This is a genomic window from Pantoea rwandensis (genome assembly GCF_000759475.1).
Lineage (GTDB): Bacteria > Pseudomonadota > Gammaproteobacteria > Enterobacterales > Enterobacteriaceae > Pantoea > Pantoea rwandensis_B.
On record NZ_CP009454.1, the window covers coordinates 4,100,493 to 4,119,977 of the forward strand.

Annotated in this window: 18 protein-coding genes and 2 tRNA genes; 10 read left to right on the forward strand and 10 right to left on the reverse strand. The window is 52.8% G+C overall.

From position 1 onward, the window contains the following. Positions 1 to 11: 11 nt before the first annotated feature. Together LH22_RS18790 and LH22_RS18795 are read left to right on the forward strand one after the other, a co-directional pair. Positions 12 to 98, forward strand: a tRNA-Leu gene (locus LH22_RS18790). A gap of 33 nt (positions 99 to 131) precedes the next feature. After that, a tRNA-Leu gene (locus LH22_RS18795) sits at positions 132 to 218 on the forward strand. A 102-nt stretch (positions 219 to 320) separates the two neighbouring features. On the opposite strand, the gene LH22_RS18800 is transcribed toward LH22_RS18795, so the two are convergent. Then, the gene (locus LH22_RS18800) at positions 321 to 605 is read right to left on the reverse strand and encodes a DUF1435 domain-containing protein (protein ID WP_034826266.1); all 285 of its coding nucleotides are present in this window, start codon (positions 603 to 605) and stop codon (positions 321 to 323) included. A gap of 229 nt (positions 606 to 834) precedes the next feature. Between LH22_RS18800 and LH22_RS18805 the strand changes: the two genes are divergently transcribed. The 3 genes from LH22_RS18805 to LH22_RS18815 all read left to right on the forward strand — a co-directional run bounded on the left by LH22_RS18805 (position 835) and on the right by LH22_RS18815 (position 3,433). Then, positions 835 to 1,929, forward strand: coding sequence for a GGDEF domain-containing protein (locus LH22_RS18805; protein ID WP_038649250.1), 1,095 nt, complete (start codon positions 835 to 837; stop codon positions 1,927 to 1,929). A gap of 149 nt (positions 1,930 to 2,078) precedes the next feature. After that, complete coding sequence (gene fhuF, locus LH22_RS18810) at positions 2,079 to 2,873, forward strand: siderophore-iron reductase FhuF (RefSeq protein ID WP_038649253.1); 795 nt, start codon at positions 2,079 to 2,081, stop codon at positions 2,871 to 2,873. Positions 2,874 to 2,968: 95 nt separating this feature from the next. Continuing rightward, positions 2,969 to 3,433, forward strand: a complete 465-nt coding sequence (locus LH22_RS18815) for a YbaK/EbsC family protein (protein WP_038649256.1) — start codon at positions 2,969 to 2,971, stop codon at positions 3,431 to 3,433. Here the strand turns inward: LH22_RS18815 and LH22_RS18820 are convergent. From LH22_RS18820 to LH22_RS18835, 4 genes are all read right to left on the reverse strand, one after another. Beyond that, positions 3,430 to 4,683 (reverse strand): MFS transporter, encoded by a 1,254-nt coding sequence (locus tag LH22_RS18820; RefSeq protein ID WP_182057222.1) that lies wholly within the window; start codon positions 4,681 to 4,683, stop codon positions 3,430 to 3,432. The genes LH22_RS18815 and LH22_RS18820 overlap by 4 nt on opposite strands. 253 nt (positions 4,684 to 4,936) lie before the next feature. Beyond that, entirely contained in the window at positions 4,937 to 5,920 is a 984-nt protein-coding gene (locus LH22_RS18825; RefSeq protein WP_038649259.1) for a nucleoside hydrolase, read from the reverse strand. 12 nt (positions 5,921 to 5,932) lie between these two features. After that, complete coding sequence (locus LH22_RS18830; RefSeq protein ID WP_038649262.1) at positions 5,933 to 6,955, reverse strand: LacI family DNA-binding transcriptional regulator; 1,023 nt, start codon at positions 6,953 to 6,955, stop codon at positions 5,933 to 5,935. Positions 6,956 to 7,032: 77 nt separating this feature from the next. Then, positions 7,033 to 8,427: an MFS transporter gene (locus tag LH22_RS18835; protein ID WP_038649265.1), complete on the reverse strand. Its 1,395-nt coding sequence runs from the start codon at positions 8,425 to 8,427 to the stop codon at positions 7,033 to 7,035. A gap of 580 nt (positions 8,428 to 9,007) precedes the next feature. Here LH22_RS18835 and LH22_RS18840 point away from each other — a divergent pair. Then, on the forward strand, positions 9,008 to 9,562 hold the full coding sequence (locus tag LH22_RS18840) for a histidine phosphatase family protein (RefSeq protein WP_038649268.1): 555 nt from the start codon (positions 9,008 to 9,010) through the stop codon (positions 9,560 to 9,562). Between the two features lie 70 nt (positions 9,563 to 9,632). Here LH22_RS18840 and LH22_RS18845 read toward each other — a convergent pair whose 3' ends face one another. Further along, positions 9,633 to 10,583 (reverse strand): YncE family protein, encoded by a 951-nt coding sequence (locus LH22_RS18845; protein WP_038649273.1) that lies wholly within the window; start codon positions 10,581 to 10,583, stop codon positions 9,633 to 9,635. A gap of 416 nt (positions 10,584 to 10,999) precedes the next feature. Between LH22_RS18845 and LH22_RS18850 the strand changes: the two genes are divergently transcribed. Beyond that, on the forward strand, positions 11,000 to 12,013 hold the full coding sequence (locus tag LH22_RS18850) for a glycosyltransferase family 32 protein (protein WP_038649276.1): 1,014 nt from the start codon (positions 11,000 to 11,002) through the stop codon (positions 12,011 to 12,013). Here the strand turns inward: LH22_RS18850 and LH22_RS18855 are convergent. After that, on the reverse strand, positions 11,987 to 12,910 hold the full coding sequence (locus LH22_RS18855; RefSeq protein WP_038649279.1) for a LysR family transcriptional regulator: 924 nt from the start codon (positions 12,908 to 12,910) through the stop codon (positions 11,987 to 11,989). The two genes, LH22_RS18850 and LH22_RS18855, sit on opposite strands and share 27 nt — an antisense overlap. A gap of 120 nt (positions 12,911 to 13,030) precedes the next feature. On the opposite strand from LH22_RS18855, the gene LH22_RS18860 reads away from it, so the two are divergent. The 3 genes from LH22_RS18860 (at position 13,031) to LH22_RS18870 (ending at position 16,734) form a co-directional block, all read left to right on the forward strand. Further along, positions 13,031 to 13,420 carry a tautomerase family protein gene (locus LH22_RS18860; protein ID WP_038649282.1) on the forward strand — a complete coding sequence of 130 codons (390 nt, stop codon included), beginning with the start codon at positions 13,031 to 13,033 and terminating at the stop codon, positions 13,418 to 13,420. Between the two features lie 212 nt (positions 13,421 to 13,632). Beyond that, on the forward strand, positions 13,633 to 15,924 hold the full coding sequence (gene opgB / locus LH22_RS18865; protein ID WP_038649284.1) for a phosphatidylglycerol--membrane-oligosaccharide glycerophosphotransferase: 2,292 nt from the start codon (positions 13,633 to 13,635) through the stop codon (positions 15,922 to 15,924). A 201-nt stretch (positions 15,925 to 16,125) separates the two neighbouring features. Then, complete coding sequence (locus tag LH22_RS18870) at positions 16,126 to 16,734, forward strand: hypothetical protein (protein WP_156102807.1); 609 nt, start codon at positions 16,126 to 16,128, stop codon at positions 16,732 to 16,734. 30 nt (positions 16,735 to 16,764) lie between these two features. Here LH22_RS18870 and LH22_RS18875 read toward each other — a convergent pair whose 3' ends face one another. The 3 genes from LH22_RS18875 to LH22_RS18885 all read right to left on the reverse strand — a co-directional run bounded on the left by LH22_RS18875 (position 16,765) and on the right by LH22_RS18885 (position 19,450). Next, a complete protein-coding gene (locus tag LH22_RS18875) occupies positions 16,765 to 17,469 on the reverse strand; it encodes a GNAT family N-acetyltransferase (protein ID WP_038649290.1) in 705 nt (234 codons plus the stop codon). A gap of 144 nt (positions 17,470 to 17,613) precedes the next feature. Then, positions 17,614 to 18,108, reverse strand: a complete 495-nt coding sequence (locus LH22_RS18880; protein WP_034826295.1) for an RcnB family protein — start codon at positions 18,106 to 18,108, stop codon at positions 17,614 to 17,616. 160 nt (positions 18,109 to 18,268) lie between these two features. Further along, positions 18,269 to 19,450 (reverse strand): serine hydrolase domain-containing protein, encoded by a 1,182-nt coding sequence (locus LH22_RS18885; protein WP_052059453.1) that lies wholly within the window; start codon positions 19,448 to 19,450, stop codon positions 18,269 to 18,271. Positions 19,451 to 19,485: the final 35 nt, after the last annotated feature.

A 19,485-nucleotide genomic window follows, 5' to 3' on the forward strand; every position in this document is an offset into this window, starting at 1 on the left:
CATAGCACTGAGCGATGGTGGCGGAATTGGTAGACGCGCTAGCTTCAGGTGTTAGTGTTCTTACGGACGTGAGGGTTCAAGTCCCTCCCTTCGCACCAATGCGATGGTATAAACAATAAAGACAACACAATGCGATGGTGGCGGAATTGGTAGACGCGCTAGCTTCAGGTGTTAGTGTTCTTACGGACGTGAGGGTTCAAGTCCCTCCCTTCGCACCACGTTGTCTTACTTTCCTGGCAGTACATTCCCAACGTTGAATTAAACGAAACAATCACGCGCTAAGCGTGTTTTGTCGTTTCTGCCGTTCGGAAGAAACGGCATCAGATAATGTGGAAGTTCACCGTAACGGCCGCAGCGCCCCCGGCCAATGCCAGGCAAGAAGGCAGCAGCAGATAGTGACGCAGACGATGATGGAACAGCATCACTACCGTCAGCAACAGTGCCACAATCATCACCACGCGCCACTGGCTGAAACTCGGCTCCCACAGCGCGAAAATCGGTAAAGCAGCACAGGGCAACAAGACTCCCCAACCGCTGTCCAGCCGCTTACCCATCATCCAGCTCACGCCCCATAAGCCGCAGGCAGCCATCATCGCCATGATCATCGCGCAACCCTCAAATGATAAATATTCGTATTATCATATGACAATATTTCTCATCTTGCAGCGAATTTTTTATCGCGGGATGCGTTGGATGACAGATTTACTGGAAAATGCTAAATTGCCGCCGATAACTATTTCGATAACACGTCAATAACGTGCTCACTATCCGATTTGCGGGAGTATTTCCCACGGGTAGCGCTTTGATATTTCAGGGCTGTGAAGAGTAATAATAATGAAATTACAATCTTATGATGAGTTGAAACACAGCAAATATCGGCTTTCGCTGATGCTCTTTTTGTTTTTAAATGTCGCCGTTTCGCTTTTTTGCCTGATGCCTTTTTTAGGCACAGACAGCCCGGTAAGCTCGCTGCCAGTAGGCATTGTCGCGGCTTTCAGCCTGACGTTACTGACCGTTTGTCTGATGATGCCAAAACGGAAATTACCGCTATTAAATCCTGTTGCCATGATATTAGGTGCGCTCTGGGCATGGCACATTAACCACAGATACCATCAGGTTTTTTATTTTGATGGCAGCTTTTTAATAATCAGCTTGTTAAGCGTATTTTTTATCAGTGCCATTGCGCTCAGTGATTATTTGATCGCATTTTGTTTACACATTACGCCCCCCGTATTAACCGTATTGTTATTAGATGATGGCCAGCATTTAATGATGATCATTTTTACGATTACGCTGCCGTTGATTGGTTTCTCGCTGCACCATTTAATGCGCCGCCGTTTTGATACTTTTACCCGACGACTGGTTAGCCAGCTGTATGAGGAAAAAGAGAGTTTTAGCGATTTGAGTATGCTGGATCCGCTCACCGGTTTGTATAACCGCCGCGGCCTGAAAAATCGCCTCGACACCATTCTGGAAAACCACGCGGGCAGCCATTACGTACTGCTGCTGGATATTGACCACTTCAAAGCCTACAACGACAACTACGGTCATGCGATGGGCGATCAGGCGCTGGCGCGGGTGTCGGTTGCCATTCGCGATGCCGTGCGTTCACGCGATGTCGTCACACGTTATGGCGGTGAAGAGTTTCTGGTGCTGATGACCAACGTTAACGCATCGATTGCGATGAAGCTGGCGGAGCGCATTCGTCAGTACGTAGTGGACCTCGAAATCCCGCATCGCTTTAATGAAAAGGTCTCCACCCACGTCACCATCAGTGCCGGAATCGCACCTATTTTTGGCGATGAGTTTGACCAGGCGGTGGCAAATGCTGACCGCGCGTTATACGTCGCGAAAAATCAGGGGCGTAACACCATACTCGCCTGGGAAGATTTGCCGAAGCTGACGCAAGTCAGTAATGACCTGATTTAACCGGTTAATGAGCGAAGCCATTTATCACAAAGCGGCATCGGCTGCTGATAAGTGGCTGCGTCCCCTTTCTTCGCTTGATGACATCTTGTTCGCATTGACAGTAACGATTATCATTTGTCTCACGATTCCCGTTATCACTCAGGACCGGCATGACCATCATCACGCGTCAGGATCATCGCTTTAGCGACCATCCTCTGATCTTTATGCAGAGCGACCGCAGCTTAGCGAGCGCACTGGAAGATCTGATGCGTGATCAACGCAGCTACATGCTGGATAACGTCAAACTCGGCCAGGCCGCTCCCGCAGGGACCTTGACGCTGGCCGAGTGGTCCACACCGCTTCACTATCGCCGCCTGACACAACGCTATAGCGATTATCTCTATCGCAATCACCCTGATGTGCAACATGAAGCCAAACCGCTGCAGTCACTTTGGGCACAATGGTATTTTGGCTTACTGCTGGCCCCGCTGATGCTGATGTTGCTGCAGGAGCCGCGGGCATTGAAATGCGCCCCCCATCTGATTCATGTGGAATTTCATGAAAACGGCCATCCCTGTGCTTTCTGGATAGATGTGCAGGAAGATGAAGAGGCGCGTTACCTGAGTGCACAGCAGCGCATTGACCGCCTGATTCAGCAATGCCTGATCCCGGCTGTCAACGGCATGACGCAGCACGGTGATATCAACGCCAAACTCATCTGGAACAACATGGGTTATTCGTTTTACTGGTTCCTCGGTGAACTGAAAGGCCAGTTATCCGCGCCCGTCATCACTCAGCTGGAACAGGCATTGTTCTTCACCCAGACGCTGCTGGATGGCAGCGACAATCCGCTTTATCGCACCATGATCCCGCGTCATGGCGAGATGGAACGTCGCAGTTGCTGCCAGCGCTATCGCATTCCGGACGTGGAACGCTGTGGTAACTGCACGTTAAAAGTGGTTTAACCTGCGTGCATTCTGTTACAGATTCTCTTTTTATCCCGTTTACACTTTTCCCCCCTTGTGGCAGCTTTTAGGCTCTGTTTTTACCGGAGAAAAAAATGAGCCTGGAGTCGGTACGGCACTTCTTTGCCGAACATGCACCGGATATCGACATCATCGAGATGCCGGAGAGCACCGCCACGGTAGAACTGGCCGCACGCGTCCATGGCGTGATGCCGGGGCAAATCGCCAAAACCCTGTCGTTAAAAGTGAAAGATGCCGTTGTACTGATTGTGACGCGCGGTGATGCCCGTCTCGACAACCGCAAGCTGAAAGCCGCACTCGGCGCTAAGGCACGCATGCTGAGTGTGGATGAGGTGGTGAACTGGACCGGGCATCCGGTGGGTGGCGTATGCCCTTTTGGCCTGGAAAATCCCCTGACCGTTTACTGTGATGTGACCCTGCGCGGTTTTGATGAAGTGCTGCCCGCAGCAGGTTCGATTCACAGTGCTGTGCGCATTTCGCCGCAGCGTATGGCTGAACTGACTGCGGCGAAATGGATCGACGTCTGCGAGGCGCTTTAACGCTGTTCGCGCGCGACCGCACCGGATATTTCAATACCCCGCGTCTCTCGCCCAAAGGCGACAAACACGCAAATCAGCACCGCTACCGTACCGGCAACGATCGCCATTCCCAGGCCGTAGTTGCCGCCGTGGGCCTCGGCAATGCGAGACTGCAAGGTCGCATTGACCGAGGCAATCAGATTACCCAATTGGTAAACGAAGCCAGGCAGCACCGCACGCGCATTTGCGGGTACCAGCTCGGTGAGATAGGTCGGCACCACGCCCCACGCGCCCTGCACCATAAACTGCATCAGGAACGCGCCAATCCCAATCATCCATGATCCGCTGGAGAACGCCCACAGCGGCAACACCGGCAGCGCAAGGAAGGAGGCAAGGATAATCGCTTTCTTACGGCCAATACGTTCTGACAGCGCACCAAAGGTAATCCCACCCAGCATCGCCGCAATGTTATAGCTGATGGCGATGATGCTCACCGTGTGCGGATCAAACTGATGCTGCACTTTCAGGAAGGTAGGATAGAGATCCTGGGTGCCATGACTGAAGAAATTAAAGCACGCCATCAGTAGCACCATATAGATGCAGATTTTCCAGTGCTGACGAATAATCGGCAGCAGCGCCGTGCTCTCTTTACGTTCGCGTGCGGCCAGCCAGACCGGGGATTCCGGCACTTTAAAATAGATAAACGGCAGCAACAGAATCGGCAATGCGCCAATCAGGAACATGCCGCGCCAGCCTACCGACTCGAAAAACAGTCCGAAAATGATCGATGCCAGCAGGTAGCCACAAGGGTAGCCCGCCTGGAAGATGCCGGACATCAGCCCACGCGAGCGATCCGGAATGGTTTCCATTGCCAGTGACGATGCCACGCCCCAGATGCCGCCCATCGCCACGCCGTAAATCACGCGGAAGGCGAGGAAGGCGGTGAAGTTCGGTGACCATGCAGAGAGCAGCTCAAACAGTGAGAACATCACGATATTGAGCATCAGAATCGGGCGGCGGCCATACTTCTCAGCCAGACGGCCAAAAATCAGCGCGCCAATCGGTCGAACCGCCAGCGTGAGCATAATGGCAACAGAAACATCGGAGACGCTGGTGTTGAAATACTGGGCAAGATCGCTGAGTACAAACACCAGGATAAAGAAGTCGAACGCATCCAGCGTCCAGCTGGCGAAACTGGCAAACGCCACGTTTCGCTGGGTCGCAGTCCAGTTGAACATAGGGGTATCCTGTCTGATTAGCTTCCGGTTCATTGACCAGAATTTATTGGAACGTTATCCGGCGAATGATTTCGCTGGTTATTATTGTGTTAACTATTTGTATATAGCATGTCAGAAAGGAGGGCTGCGGCGGGGAATTGTCAGGGAGTGATTCGCGGTGTAAGGAAGCATGTCATCGAGTGAAACATTGCACCGCCGTACAGCAGTGCAATCTGAAAGGGCAAATTCCTGGCGGCATGGCAGGAAGACCGGTGCGACTCAGTGTGCCGCACGCATTTATGGGCAATCAGCGCTGCAGTTGATTAAACGCCTTCTCAATCATCTCCAGCAGCAACGGATTGTTGACGTTCTGCATCACATGCACCAATGCCCCGGTCTGCTCCGGCACGCCAATGTCCAGGCGCAGTGGCGATCGATACCGCCAGCTCTTGCCGCGCGTTGCGCCAGCGCGTAACTCAATATCGACAAAGTAATCCACCCCATCCGCCACGCGCTGATTCAATAGCCAGGCAATCACCAGCGCATCGTGGATCCAGCAGCCTGGCAGATGGCGGGTGCGAATCGAGTAATCAATCCACGGGCGCAACGTTTCACGGACAAATTGCGGTAACGGATGGTCGTTGGTCGTCAGACGATTAAGATCCTGATGGGTCATCAATGTTTGTGTCGTGGCGTCCATCGGCACCAGCGTGATGGCTGCGCCGCTGTGCAGCACCTGATGCGCCGCTTCGGGATCCAGACCAAAGTTGGTGTCTTTGATGTAATCATCTAAAGCGAACACACCGCCCATAATCACAATTTCTGCCACGGATTCCGCCATCTGTGGATAGCGCTGCAGCGCCTGCGCCACGTTGGTCAGAGGACCGATCGCCACCAGAGTAAATTCGCCGGGATTATCGCAAATCAGCTGGCCCATCACGCCTGCGGCATCATTGCCATCTGCCGCGAGCAACTGCGGCTTACGCACGCCCCGCCACAGTTCAGCGAGGTTCGCGTCCTTGACGCCATCGAGGCGTGCGCGCCAGGGGGCGGGGTCTTCGCGGAGTGCCTGCAACGCGCCCTGCACAACGGGAACATTGAGTCCTAATCGCTGGAGTAAATCTTTGGCAACCTGCGCCCCTAACGCACTCGGCGTGTTACCAGTGACAGTGGTAATCAGTTCAACCGACAGCGAAGGTGATGCCAACGCCAGTGCCAGCGCAAGGCCGTCATCGGTATTCGCCCCTGCAATTCCATTTCCCGGATCACAATCAATAATCAGTCTTTTCATGATGTTATAGGTTTATTTTTGTTGAGTAAGCAGGCAGCCGCAGGACTCACCGATTTCAAGATAGTGAGGGAACTCTGCCAGTTGGGCCTCGCCATCCCCATTTTTCAGCATGGCGATAGCGCTGCGTGCCATTTCCCGTAGCGGTTGACGTACGGTTGTCAATGTCGGGACATGGAATGCGGATTGATCGGTGCCGTTAAAGCACACCAGGGCGACATCCTGCGGCACGCGCAAACCGTGTTCAGAGAGCGCGCGGATACAGCCAATCGCCTGGCCTTCATTGCTGGTAAACAGCGCGCGCGGCACCTTTCCGCTGGCAAGCATACGTTTTGTGGCGTCATAACCGCCTTGTCGCGAGTAGCTGGCAGGGAAAATCAGGGTTTCATCGACCTGCAGGCCTTTCTCTGCCATGGCATCGCGCCAGCCCTGAATACGATCCTGGGCATTCAGCATCTCCAGCGGACCGCTGATCATGCCAACCTGTTGATAACCGTGGCTGAGCAGATGTTCTGTCACCTGACGCGAGGCCTCGCGCTCATTCACCCGCAACATGCTCACGCCGGGACGTGGGTCAACGCGATCCAGCATCACCAGCGGTGTACCACTGGCCTGAATCACATCTATGTATGGGTGGCGGTCGACACTGGTATAAAACAGGCCATCCACCTGACGATTCAGCAAGCCCTGAATCAGTTCCAGCTCACGCTTGCGATCATCTCCGGCATCCCCCAGCAGCATCACGTGGCCGTGATCCAGTGATTCCTGCAGCAGCATATGCGCCATTGAGGCCACGAAGGGGTTACTGATGTTCGGCACCACCAGGCCAAAGGTTTTGGTGCTGCCGGAGGCCAATGCACGCGCCACTGCATTCGGTCGATAACCCGTCTGTTTAATCGCTTCCAGCACGCGCAACCGCGTGGCTTCCGCCACCGGGCGCGGTCCGTTGTTAATCACGTAGCTCACGACCGCCACTGAGGTGCCGGCGGCTTTCGCCACATCGCTACGTGTTACATTTCCGCCTGGGGATTTCGCCAATGCTCTTGCCTCTGCATGAATGCCATTGGCCGGCATAACCGGCCAATGGCACTGTTTCACTTACAGCGTGTTGCGCGTCAGATCGCATCTTCCGGTAGATTCAGATCGCGCCCACGCGTTTCCGGTGCCACAAACGTGGTCAGAAAACCGATGGTCGCCATCGCCGAGAAGTACACGGCAATCGCCCACCAGTGTCCGGTGAACGATAACAGCGCCGCAGCCACCAAAGGTGCTGTCCCTCCAGAAAGGATAGACCCCAGTTCTTTCGCCACCGCCATCTTGGTGTAACGGTGTTTGACACCAAACATTTCCACACCCCACGCGGCCTGCACCCCAAAAATACCGAGCGAGGCCAGCGCCATGCCGACAACCATCACCGGGATCACAATCGCCGGGTCACGGCTGTCCATCAGGCTGAATGCCGGCCAGGCATAAATCATCAGCAGCAGACAGAAACCACGATAGGTGATACGGCGGCCAAAGCGGTCAGACATCCAACCGGCAAACGGAATAATCAGGAAACCCAGCAGCGAGGCAATAAACACCGCCGTCGTTGGCACCGACTTATCGAGCATCAGCACTTTCGCGACATAACCGACGATAAAGCCCTGCGCCAGATAGGAAGGACCGTTTTCGCCGATTCGTAAGCCGACCATCGTCCAGAACGCACAGCTGCGCTGCCAGAAACTGCGGGTATCAACCTCGGCGGCGGCATGCTGCAATGTGGCGCTACGCTCTGCCTGCAGTTGCGCCTGCTGGCGCTCAAACACCGGGGTTTCACGCAGATGACGACGCAGCCATAACGCGACCACGGCAATCAGCACGCTGCTGAGAAACGGAATACGCCATCCCCAATCCAGCAAGGTTTGTTTATCCATCTGAATCACGGCAAGCCACACCAGCGAGGCGATCAGCGTGCCACTATTCGAGCCGAGGGCGATCACGGAAGAGACCAGACCGCGACGCGCAACCGGGGCATACTCGCCCAGCATCACGGTGCCACCAGACAGTTCTGCACCAGCGCCCAACCCTTGGGTAAAGCGCAACAGCACCAGACAAGCGGGTGCCCAGACGCCGATCGTGGCGTAAGAAGGGATGAGACCAATCAAGGTTGTCGATGCGCCCATCAGGATGATGGTAGCGATCATCACGGTTTTGCGGCCTTTCCGGTCACCGATCCAGCCAAACAGCAGCGCACCAATTGGGCGTGCAATAAACCCGACGGACCAGGTGGCAAAACTGGAGAGCAGCGCCATAGTGGGTGTGGCATTGGGGAAAAACACATCGCCAAAGATGATGCCTGCTGCCAGGCCATAGAGCGCGAAATCCGCATACTCCATTGCCGTGCCGAGCCAGCAAGAGAAGGTGGCGCGCCAGAAATCTTTGCGGCCAGAAGAGGTTTCCAGACGCATGTCAGCAGCTGAAGAGGTGCTCAGTGAAGTTTGTTGCGAAACGGACTGATGTACCGTCATGACCTTTTCCCTGAAATAGGTGAAAACAGCAAACGCCCTTCCGTGGGACGGTTCCCTTGCAACAAGCGGAACTCCCCGGTGACGACGTTCAGTAGGCAAACCTGGATGAAAGTCAAAGAACTCCCTGGTGTTGGAATTCACTCATTCGCCTGTTCTCGTCGATGTTTTTTTCATCGATCGCATTAGTAAGGCAAATGTAACCACGTCATCTCAAGGCCAACTTTGTCTCTGGCACCGTGAGTTATCACTGTGGACACAGTTTATCTACGCGCGTAGATGAATCAAGTGATAAAAGTGAAAATAATTAATTTATCTTCACTATAACTCGGGATTAGAAAGCAAAAATGGCGTTAATTCATAACATTACAGCTCATGCAAACCAACAGCAGCGCATTAACCTCAATGTAATTAACGAGCGTTGCTTATCATTAGCTGAGTTGTGGCTGATCCTTCATCGCGCTTTTTTTCGCACAAATCAGTTAAGCTTTGATGACAATTGCGAATTAATCTTAAAACCCTTTCGCCAGTGCAGTTCAGCTATCACCTGCATTACACTGGGTAAAAATCACACAGGGCGCCTATGACCATCATCCTCATGCGACACGGTAAACCTGACCATCCGGTCAGCGGGCGCTTTACTGCGCGAGCGCTGGCCGACTGGTGTGAGGGCTATGACCAGGCGGACATTTGCGACTCACCGCCGCCGCGCAGTATGGCCATCGCGCGAATGGCCCGCGTGATCGCCTCCAGCCCGCTACCCCGCGCGCGTTCCTCACTCACGCGTCTCGGCCTGCAACCGCATGAGGTGGATGAGGTCTTCAGTGAAGTGGCCATGCCGCTGCTGCCGTTCGAACGCCTGCACCTGCCGCTGACCGTTTGGCTCGCCCTTTTGCGCCTGTTATGGTTATGCGGTTACGCCGGGCATGTGGAATCGTTGACCCATGCCCGAGCACGGGCGCGTCAGGCGGCAGATAAGTTGGTCACGTTATCAAAACAGGGAACGGTGTTGCTGGTGGGGCACGGCATCATGAACAAAATGATCGCCCGGGAACTGCGTAAACGCGGCTGGCAGGCGGAAAAACATGCCAGCAGCCGCCACTGGAGCAGCGCGATTTACCATCGCCCGTTTATTTAACCCTGATACGCCCAATCAAACATTGCGAGCAGGTGCCTGACGATCGCTGCCACAAGGAGATACCCCGCCGTCAGTTCAACTGGAAGTAACTCAGCACCTCACAGCCTTTTCCGGCGTTCGGGGTCGCTATCACCTTCATTTGCAGCAAATCAATCACGCTCAATGATCCATCGCCTTCATTGGCAATCAGCAGCGTTCGATTATCCGCACTGAAACAGCCATCCATCGGTTTGTTGCCGACCGGAACATCTCCCAACGGATTGAGTAAATCATCAAACAGTGTGATGAGCGGCTCCTGATCGCCAATCGCCACCAAACGCTCGCCGTTGGCGCTAAAGCGCACGACCTGGCAGGGCTGTTGATGGGCCGTGAGTTTAATGCGCTGGCGAATACGATGACTTTGGCGATCGACCACATACAGTAACGGTGCGTCGGCCGCGCTAGCGACCAGATAAGGATGCTTCGGCGAGGCCGCGATACCGGAGATCGGCCCCGGCAGCAGAATATTGTCAATGATGCGCCCTTCTGCCTCGCACAGATCCACCACCGTGATGCTGGCGTCTTCTTCGTTCTCTGTGAACAATTTACGCCCGCTGGGTGAAAGCGTCAGACGATGCGCATTGTGCGACGGCAGCTTAATGATTTTCTCCACCCTATCGGTAACGGGATCGATGACTGCCACAGCCGCACTGTTTTCACAGCAGAGGTAGACTTTGCCATCACGGCCCAATTGGCCACTGTGGGGCGACTGCAACGGAGATAAATCGATAAAACCGCTGATCTGGCGTTTGCGTAGATCGATCACCGCCACTTTGTGACCAGGATGGGGATTGTCGCCATGAATGCCGTCACCATAGATCGGCACATAGGCTTTCTCTTGCTCAGGTAACATCAGTAACTCATGCGGACGCGGCGGAAACGCATTCAGCTCCTGTTGCACGGCAAAGGTGTCGGGATCGAGAAACAGAACTCGATTCCCCTGCTTATCGACCGCCAGTAATCCACGGTTGTGTGGCTGCATAGTGCCTCCTTTGTGTTAACCACCTCGTCTAAGCGTAGTTAACCTGCATCAGGAAGGGGCAAATCCCTGTCAGGCCAGCGAAAAATGTAGCCGATTTAAACCATTTGAATGCGGGGATTTTTTATCTAACCCGCAGCCAGCGCCAAGGCTAAGTTATTTTATTAGGAATAGTCCTAACGACGATTAATTATAAAATCAGTCGGCCAGTCAATTATTTTTGGGAAATTTTACGCTTAACGGATCCTTCATTTTCCGGTTTATCTGAAAGCAAAAAAAAGTAATAGCCTCTAAGACCAGAATGCTTTATTAAGCTGATGTGAGTACTTTTTACACACAGCCGTGAGGAAACATAAGAGCGCATAAGCTGCCAGCATCAGGGAATCCTTGCCACCATAATCACAATAATCAGGTGCACCATGAATAAAAAACGTCTCCAGCCAGCGCTCGCGCTCTGGCAGAACTGGAAAAGAATCGCTTTTACCAGCCAGACATTACTGCAGAAAAAACAGCATACTGCGCTCTGCGCGCCGGAGTACGATCCTGGCGAAGAGGACAATATCGTGTTGTTTTCTGGCGAAAAGTCGCTGCCAGAAATACCGAAAAAAGTGTGGATGTATTGGGATAGTGAATATTTACCGAAATCTATGATGTTAAATATTCAAAAGCTGCGCAAAGATAATCCTGATCACGATATCTATTTGCTCAATCGATTAACGGTAAAAGAAGTTTTACCTGATTTTATTTTCACCTCAACATTATTAAGCGAACAGCAAAAAAGCGAAGTCATTCGTCTGGAACTGCTGTTGCGCTACGGCGGTATTGCCATTGATTGCAGCACGCTGTTATTTGAAGATCTCTCATGGGTGCATCGTGCCCATCAAGAGCGCTGCATGGATGTGATTGGTTATTATCGTGAAAATTCCACCGTCAATTATCTGGCGCCAGTGATTGAAAACTGGTTCCTGGCGGCGGCACCGAATAACCCGTTTATTCGTGAATGGCAGAAGCAGTACGCCCCCATCAAACATCTGGGTGAGCAGAATTATTTCAACGAGCTCAACAAGCGCGATGACTATGCACTCCTGACCCAGAAAATTGACCAACCGCAGCAGCAGTTGGGTTCACTGGCACAACAGGCGGCGATGCGGGAATATCGTCGGGTGAATCTCTATCTGCGCAAGTGTGAAGCCAACGCTTACTATTATCAGCGTTTGAGCGGCTGGAAAAGCGAGGCGTTTGCACATGCTATCCTGTTCAACCAGCGTCCTATGACGCCACCACCGGTGATTAAACTCAGCGGTAACGAACAGATGCACCTCGACTTCAACCTGCGTTTAGGCAATTACAACCGCAGCAGCCTGCTGGGTGAGATGATGCAGCCGCATGCGGCGATAGCGTTGGCTTCACCCATCAACAAAGCGCGCGCGTAGCCAGTGGATAAAGGTGGTCACCGCCCGTGGCACTTGTGCTGCATACGGGCGCACCACCCACAGCCTATCGGCAAAAGCATCCACGGTTTGCCACTGCGGCAGAACCTGTTGCAACGTGCCCGATTTCAGCGCCGCCGCGGCGCTGAAATCGGGCAGCATGGCAATGCCCAATCCTTGCAGCGCGGCATCGCGGATTGATTCGCTGTTATTGGTAGCAAAATTACCCTGAATTTTTACCTGCACGGATTCACTGCCGCCACTCACCGGGCGGAAACGCCATTGTGGCGATTCCAGACCACGCGGATAGTAGAGGCAGTTATGTTGCTGCAACGATTCTGGCACCTGAGGCACACCGTTTTGCGCCAGATAAGCCGGCGAGGCCACTAACAGCGCGCGCGTCTCACACAGCGGCAACGCCACATGGGTTTCGGGCAATGTCTGGCTATGGCGAATGGCGAGATCAAATCCTTCACTGCCTAACGACACTAAGCGATCGGTAACATCCAGCTGCAGCCGCACCTGCGGATACTCTCGCAAAAAATCACCGATAATTGGCACCAGCTGCTGACGTGCAAACGCCACCGGCGCGCTGACACGCACCAGGCCGCGGACTGGCCCGGCCTCATCGCGCACGCTGAAAAAACTTTGGGCGATGCGTGCGAAAGGATCGCGCAACTCATCCACCAGCTTCTCGCCCGCCGAGGTCAGACGCACGCTGCGCGTGGTGCGCTGCACCAGTGACACCCCCGCCATCTCTTCCAGCTCTTTAATCTTTTGGCTCATGGCCGCTTTGCTGACATCTAATCGTTCAGCTGCACGAGTAAAACTGCCCAGTTCAGCCAGCACCGTTAGCCAGTGCAAATGCACCCAGAGTGCATCAGTTTTGATTTCTTTCATATGGATTGTTCAAAATAATAAATAATCATTTCAACCAGCGCGCTTTTTCTTTCCTGCAGCAAGCGGCAGCATAAAGCCACATCCTACTCTTATCTTGTGAGCAAAAACGAGGGTTTATTTATGCCGTTACTGACTTTTGATGTGATTCAGGGCCGTTCTGAATCAGAAATTCGTACCTTGCTGGACGCCGCGCACCGCGCGGTATTAAGCGCGTTCAAAGTCCCCGCGCGGGATCGCTATCAGATTGTTCATGAGAATAAACGCTATCAAATGGAGTTTCAGGATACCGGGCTGGGTTTCGAGCGGACCGATAACCTGGTGATGGTGCGCGTGTACACCAGCCCAAGAAGTGAAGAACAGAAAACGCTATTCATGGCAGAGTTAGCGCGCGAGTTGCAGGAAAATTGTGGCGTGCAGGGCAACGATCTGATGATCAGTTTTATCACTAACAGCAAAGGCGACTGGAGCTTTGCCGACGGCGAAGCGCAGTATCTGACTGGCAAGCTCTGATCCCTCCTCGCCCCTCGCTGGCAGCGGCGCGTGCGTTGCTGCCAGGTCAAACCATAGTCAATCTAAACCTGCCTTAAACGGATCGGAGCCCACCGCACAATTCTGTGTGGTTATGTTGCAGCACTGTGACAGCCCATATAAATTGACGCATAACCCCCAAAGAGGGCCGAGGGCGCAGGGATGGCGTCACTATTTTATGTGAGGATCAAACCTTGTCCGAGTTGGTTTCGGTTGTACTCTTTTTAGCGGCAATCGCCGTTTACTCCTGTAAAGCCGGGCGAAATAAATTCTGGTTTATCCTGATCTTAGTGCTGCTCACGCTGTTTATCGTGCTCAATGCCACGCTGTTCGCCAGCAACTATTTTACCGGCGATGGCATCACCGATGCGGTGCTGTATACCCTGACCAACAGCCTGACAGGTGCCGGCGTCAGTAAATATGTGGTGCCCGCTATTGGATTAATCATTGGCCTGTTTTTGCTGTTTTGCCTGCTTTCCTGGCTGCTACGCCGCCGTAAACGGCCGCATCATTTAGGCTGGAGTTTACTGGCTATCGCCTGCGCTGCAGGTTCGGTGCAAACCACACCTGCTTTTCGTCAGGTGAAGGATCTTATTGCCTCACATTCACGTCTGGCCGACTCTGATTTCGATAACTATTATAAGACGCCCAATAAAACCATTCCCGATCCCAAACTCAACCTGGTGTACATCTACGGTGAGAGCCTTGAACGCACCTATTTTGATCAAGATGCTTTCCCCGGACTCGCGCCGGAACTGAGTCGCGAAAAAGACCAGAGCATCGATTTCAGTGAAACCGAGCAGTTACCAAGCACCGATTACACCATTGCTGGCATGGTCGCTTCTCAATGCGGTATCCCACTGTTTGCCCCTTTTGATGGTAACGCTTCGGCCTCGCTTTCCAGCTTTTACCCGCAGAATATTTGCCTCGGCGATATCCTGAAGAATTCCGGTTATGAAAACTGGTTTATCCAGGGCGCAGACTTACGTTTTGCTGGCAAAGATACCTTCCTGCTGTCACACGGCTTTTCGCCCGCACATATGTACGGCTCGCAAGAGCTCATCAGCCGCGTCGCCGATCCCAGTTACCGCAACAACTGGGGTTTTTACGATGATACGGTGATGGATGAAGTGTTTGAGAAATACGAAGCGCTTTCACGTCAGCAAAAACGTTTTGCCTTGTTCACCCTGACGGTGGACACCCATCACCCTGACGGATTTATCTCGCGCAGCTGTCAGCGCAAAAGCTACAGCTACGATGGTAAACCGAACCAATCCTTCAGTGCGGTGGCCTGCTCACAAGAGCATGTCGCGCGTTTGATTGCGCGCATCAAAGCGTCACCCTGGTTTAAAAACACCATCATCGTCGTCAGTTCGGATCATCTGGCCATGAATAACACCGCGCATCAGTACCTGATCAAGCAGCCGCGCCGCGATCTGTTTATGGTGATTCGTGGTGACCAGCCACAAGCGGAAGTGCTGGATGGCAAACGCAGTACCCTGGACAACGGTGCGACGGTGCTGGATATTCTGGGTGGTGATAAGGCGATTGGACTCGGCCGCAGCGGCCTCTCTTCGACGTCTTTATCGGCGCAGTTTGAAGACATGGCGCAAAAAGTGACCGCATGGAAAGCCGATATCATCCAGCTGTGGAATTTCCCCAGCAAGCTCGATGCGTTTACTGTCGACCAGCAAAAAAACACCTTCAGCTTCTCCGGCTCTACCTTTAAATTGCCTATTCTATTTCGCATTGGGCAAGATCGCGTCGAGCCACTGCCAGAAGGCGAATATTCGGCACCGCTGCGCTACCAGCTCGCAGACTTTACCGCTTCTGATAAATTTGTCTGGGTCGATCGCTGCTTCAAGATGGGCCGTTTATGGCAGCCCGATTTGGCACTCTCTAGCGATCTCTGTGTCGCCATGGGTCAAATGGGGGCAAAACCGACGGTAACGCGCATCGATAAACCGCAGTGGAAGGGCAAAGCGCAATTCCCGAAAGCCGAGGTGAGTGCCGCGACTTATCAACTCAACGAGCAGCAGATTCGCGTGGAAGATAATGCGATTCGCTATAACGCCGACAGCTTCCTGCTGACTGTGCCAGGCGCTCCCGACAGCGTGAAGCGTTTCACAGGAATATCTCGCCCCGAAAGCTGGGGACGTTGGTCAAATGCGAATCTGGCACCTGAAGTGAATATCGAATATGTCGAACCTTTACCGTCTCGCTTTGATGTGCAGATCACCGCACGCGCTTTTGGACCCAATGCGCATCGACTGATTCCAGTTCGCGTCGGTGATGAAGAGCAGATGCTGAATCTGGGCGATGATTTCTCGACCACCACACTGCATTTCAGCAACCCCAACGGCAGTCACAACCTGATTATTGCGCCACCTGAGCCGCAACTCTCTAACGTCGGCAATATTACCGGGCAGGATCCGCGCAAATTGGGCATTGGTATGGTGGAGATAAAAATTATTCCACATCCGTAAAATTAAGCCATTCCCCCACCCATGCAGGCCTGCCAACGCGCAGGCCTTTTTTATTAGTTGTTTTCGTTACTTATTGTAAGCATTGATTTTTTTCGAGATACCGCGCAAAATCCATTTCATTACATTGTGAAACTATCACCTACTGGATAGGCTTTCATTTTCACGGAAGGACACCAGAGGAATGAAAGGATGATACTGACCATGATTAACACGCATAAAGCCTATAAAGCGTTACAGGATGCAGGCGTCGCCGATAGACAGGCTGAGGTAATGGTGGAGATTTTTGCTGATATGCAGCAGGAAAATGCCTTAACCAAATTTGACTTGTCACAGGCGACAGAAAGCTTGATCCGGGCGCAAAGCGCGACAAATAACCGACTCGATGCTCTCGAAGGCCGCTTAGACCAATTTCAAAACGAGGTTACATTACAATTTCACGCGGTGAATCAGCGTTTTGAAGCGCTCGAAAAAAGTATCGATGAGCGGTTTGATAAAGTTGATAAAAGGTTCGATAAAATCGATGAGCGGTTCGCAAGAATCGATGAAAAGTTTGAGAAGATTGATGAGAAATTCGCAAAAATCGATGAGAAATTTGAAAAAATCGATGAGAAATTTGAAAGAATCGATGAGAAATTTGAAAAAATTGACGAACGGTTCAATCAGCAAGACATTAAAATCAACGCGTTAGACCAACGGATGCAGATTGGTTTTACCGAGTTAAAACAAGACAACATCTGGATCAGACGCGTTCTGCTCACTATCGCCACCGCATTAATTGCCATGACGACAAAATATCTCTTAAACAGCTGAGCCAGGCGGGCAGCCCGGCCCTTCACAGCCTTAACGCAGCGCTTCCAGTTTCATGCGCTGCGTCCCTTCTGCATTGAAATTCTCCGCTGCCAGCCAGCGTTCGAATGCCTGCTTAAGCGGCGGCCATTCGCCATCAATAATCGAGAACCAGCAGGTATCACGACTGCGCCCTTTATAAACAATCGCCTGGCGAAATAGGCCTTCAAACTGGAATCCCAGCCGCAATGCCGCTTTGCGTGAAGGTAAATTACAGCTGTCGCATTTCCATTCGTATCGACGATAGCCCAACTGTTCAATGGCATAACGCATCAGCAGATAGTGCGCTTCTGTTGCCATAGAGGTTTGCTTGAGCAGCGGTGAAAATGCCACATGCCCCACTTCCACCACACCGTGCGCGGTGTCGATGCGCATCAATGCCAATGTGCCCACCGCACGCTGACTGCGCAGGTCAATCACCGCAAAATGCATCGGATCCTTACCCTGCTCAATCTTGCGCGCATAAGCCAGATACTCCGCCTCACTGGTAAAGGGCTCAGCAAACATATAAGTCCAGTCACCGCCATCAATGGCCAGCGCATAGGCGGCGTAGAGATCGCGACCGTGGCGTTCCGCACTTAAAGGTTCCAGACGGCAGTACTGGCCGTTGAAAGTCTCATAAGAGGGCCAGCTGCGCGGTTGCCAATCTGGCAATGGTGCACCGACTGGTTGTCCGTAGGCGTTGGTGTGTTGCGTCATGGTTCCGTTCCTTTGTCAGTGAAAGCGTAATGAGCAGCGTGCCACTTTTCCGGCGCATTAAAAAGCACCCGAGAGGATGAATCTGAAGGAGGAGGGATTTGCAGGAAGCGTGGCAGCCTGACGGCCGCCACACAAAGGGAGAGATTAACCCTTAAAGAAGATGTCGCCAGATTTACCCATCACAATCTTGCCGCTGTCGTCGGTGATCAGGATGTAGTTGGCATTGATATAAGCCCAGTGTGTACCAGGCTGCGGTGCTGGCAGGTGGCGTGGCTGCCACTCCACAATGGTGTACTGCTTTTTACGATACTCATCGGGTACTACATCACCGACTTTGTACTCTTTGTAGTCGATAATGATGGTATTCAGATCGTAATTATTTTGCCCGGCAGGGGCATCTTGCATCCCGTTCTGCGATGGGCGAATCGGTGCCACATCGCCGCTGGATTCCGCTGGTTCGTTGCTGGCCGGGGCATCCACTGCCGGAGCCTGAGTTTGTGCGTCGGGTGCGGTCTGCTGCACCTGAGGTGGCGGTGGTACGTTATCCGTTTGCTCGCCTTCAGCCAGTGCGGCTGGAGTCAGGCTCAAAGCGCCCAGAAAAATTCCTGCAGAAAGAAGGGTGACGTGTGTCCTGCGCATTGGTGATTTCCACTCTGGTTAATTATTAACTGTCCAATTTACTGACAAGTGCAGCACGCAGAAGGTTCCCCCGGCGCGCTTTGCGCGTCAAATTTCGCTGCACAGCATACCTCAGCAAAAGCGATTTTTGGCGCAGTAAAATTGCAAGCAACCATGTTCGTTACTCTGCCTGGTTCTTCTGCGCCAGATCCATCAACAGAGCAATGCCCAGATAGTTGCTCCAGTTAAAGGCATTTTGCAGCACCACAATCGCATTGCCATTTTGTTTATCAAAACCGATAAAGCTGGAGTAGCCGCCAATATAGCCCACCTGATAGGTGATTTTCTGCTGACCGTAGGTGTCCGTGACCCAGGCAATATTTTGAGACTGGTTGCCATGCTGTTCATAGCCTTGATTAACCTGAGCAAAAGCGGCATTGATGGGGGCGCTGGCGTCATTGTGTAAATGCGCATCCAGATAGCGGATTAAATCACGTGCGTTGCTATACAAACTGGCGGCGGCCACCATGTTATTGCTGAATGCCCAATCCGGCGTCAACTCACCACGCGGAATCAGCTTTGGCTGATCGCCCGCATGGCCCAGCGCACGGATCGGATAGCCGCGCAGGCTTTGCGGTGTGAAGCTGCTGCTGGTCATGCCCAGGGGCTGGAAAAGATTGCGTTGCGCCAGGCTTTCGATGCCCTGATGCAGGCGATGCTTCAGAATATAGCCGAGCAGCGCATATCCCAGATTGGAATACTGCGCCACGGGTTTTGCTGGTGCGTCAAAATCAGCCAGATAGCTCAGCACGGCATCGCTATCGAGGTTGCCGTAAAAATTCTCACCACTGCGCAGATACGCCATAAATTTCATAAACATCGGCAAATCCATATCCTGACGCGGCAGGCCAGAGGTGTGCGTGACCAGTTGCAGCAGCGTGATGCGTTTTGCATCTTCACTGAGCGGCACTTCCGGCGGCAGCAACGTAGCAAGCGTATCGTTCCAGTGCAGCTCGCCGCGATCCACCAGCTCAATGATCACCTCCGCCGTTATGCCTTTACTGAGCGATCCAAGCGCAAACAACGTATCGGGTGTGATCGGATAACGGTGTACCGCATCAGTCACGCCAAAACTATAAAACTGCGCAGGCTGGCGCTGATGGATAATCGCAATACTGATGCCCGACACCTGCTTTTGCTGCATGTAATGCCGCACGATGTCATCGACGTTTTCATTAAAGGTCGCATGGGAGAGATAGACTTTATCGCCGACTGGCGCAGAGGTTTGTGACAGCGTGCCACAGGCGCTCAGCAATAGACTGCAGCACAACAGCAGCAAAAGCGGAATGATGCGCCGCATCATTCAGGAATCCTGGTAAAAGTTTTCATAACAATTGA

Coding starts and splice junctions, on each gene's coding strand:
- LH22_RS18800 (WP_034826266.1), bottom strand. CDS start 605: ATGATCATGGCGATGATGGCTGCCTGCGGCTTATGGGGCGTGAGCTGG.
- LH22_RS18805 (WP_038649250.1), top strand. CDS start 835: ATGAAATTACAATCTTATGATGAGTTGAAACACAGCAAATATCGGCTT.
- fhuF (WP_038649253.1), top strand. CDS start 2,079: ATGACCATCATCACGCGTCAGGATCATCGCTTTAGCGACCATCCTCTG.
- LH22_RS18815 (WP_038649256.1), top strand. CDS start 2,969: ATGAGCCTGGAGTCGGTACGGCACTTCTTTGCCGAACATGCACCGGAT.
- LH22_RS18820 (WP_182057222.1), bottom strand. CDS start 4,683: ATGAACCGGAAGCTAATCAGACAGGATACCCCTATGTTCAACTGGACT.
- LH22_RS18825 (WP_038649259.1), bottom strand. CDS start 5,920: ATGAAAAGACTGATTATTGATTGTGATCCGGGAAATGGAATTGCAGGG.
- LH22_RS18835 (WP_038649265.1), bottom strand. CDS start 8,427: ATGACGGTACATCAGTCCGTTTCGCAACAAACTTCACTGAGCACCTCT.
- LH22_RS18840 (WP_038649268.1), top strand. CDS start 9,008: ATGACCATCATCCTCATGCGACACGGTAAACCTGACCATCCGGTCAGC.
- LH22_RS18845 (WP_038649273.1), bottom strand. CDS start 10,583: ATGCAGCCACACAACCGTGGATTACTGGCGGTCGATAAGCAGGGGAAT.
- LH22_RS18850 (WP_038649276.1), top strand. CDS start 11,000: ATGAATAAAAAACGTCTCCAGCCAGCGCTCGCGCTCTGGCAGAACTGG.
- LH22_RS18855 (WP_038649279.1), bottom strand. CDS start 12,910: ATGAAAGAAATCAAAACTGATGCACTCTGGGTGCATTTGCACTGGCTA.
- LH22_RS18860 (WP_038649282.1), top strand. CDS start 13,031: ATGCCGTTACTGACTTTTGATGTGATTCAGGGCCGTTCTGAATCAGAA.
- LH22_RS18870 (WP_156102807.1), top strand. CDS start 16,126: ATGATTAACACGCATAAAGCCTATAAAGCGTTACAGGATGCAGGCGTC.
- LH22_RS18875 (WP_038649290.1), bottom strand. CDS start 17,469: ATGACGCAACACACCAACGCCTACGGACAACCAGTCGGTGCACCATTG.
- LH22_RS18880 (WP_034826295.1), bottom strand. CDS start 18,108: ATGCGCAGGACACACGTCACCCTTCTTTCTGCAGGAATTTTTCTGGGC.
- LH22_RS18885 (WP_052059453.1), bottom strand. CDS start 19,450: ATGATGCGGCGCATCATTCCGCTTTTGCTGCTGTTGTGCTGCAGTCTA.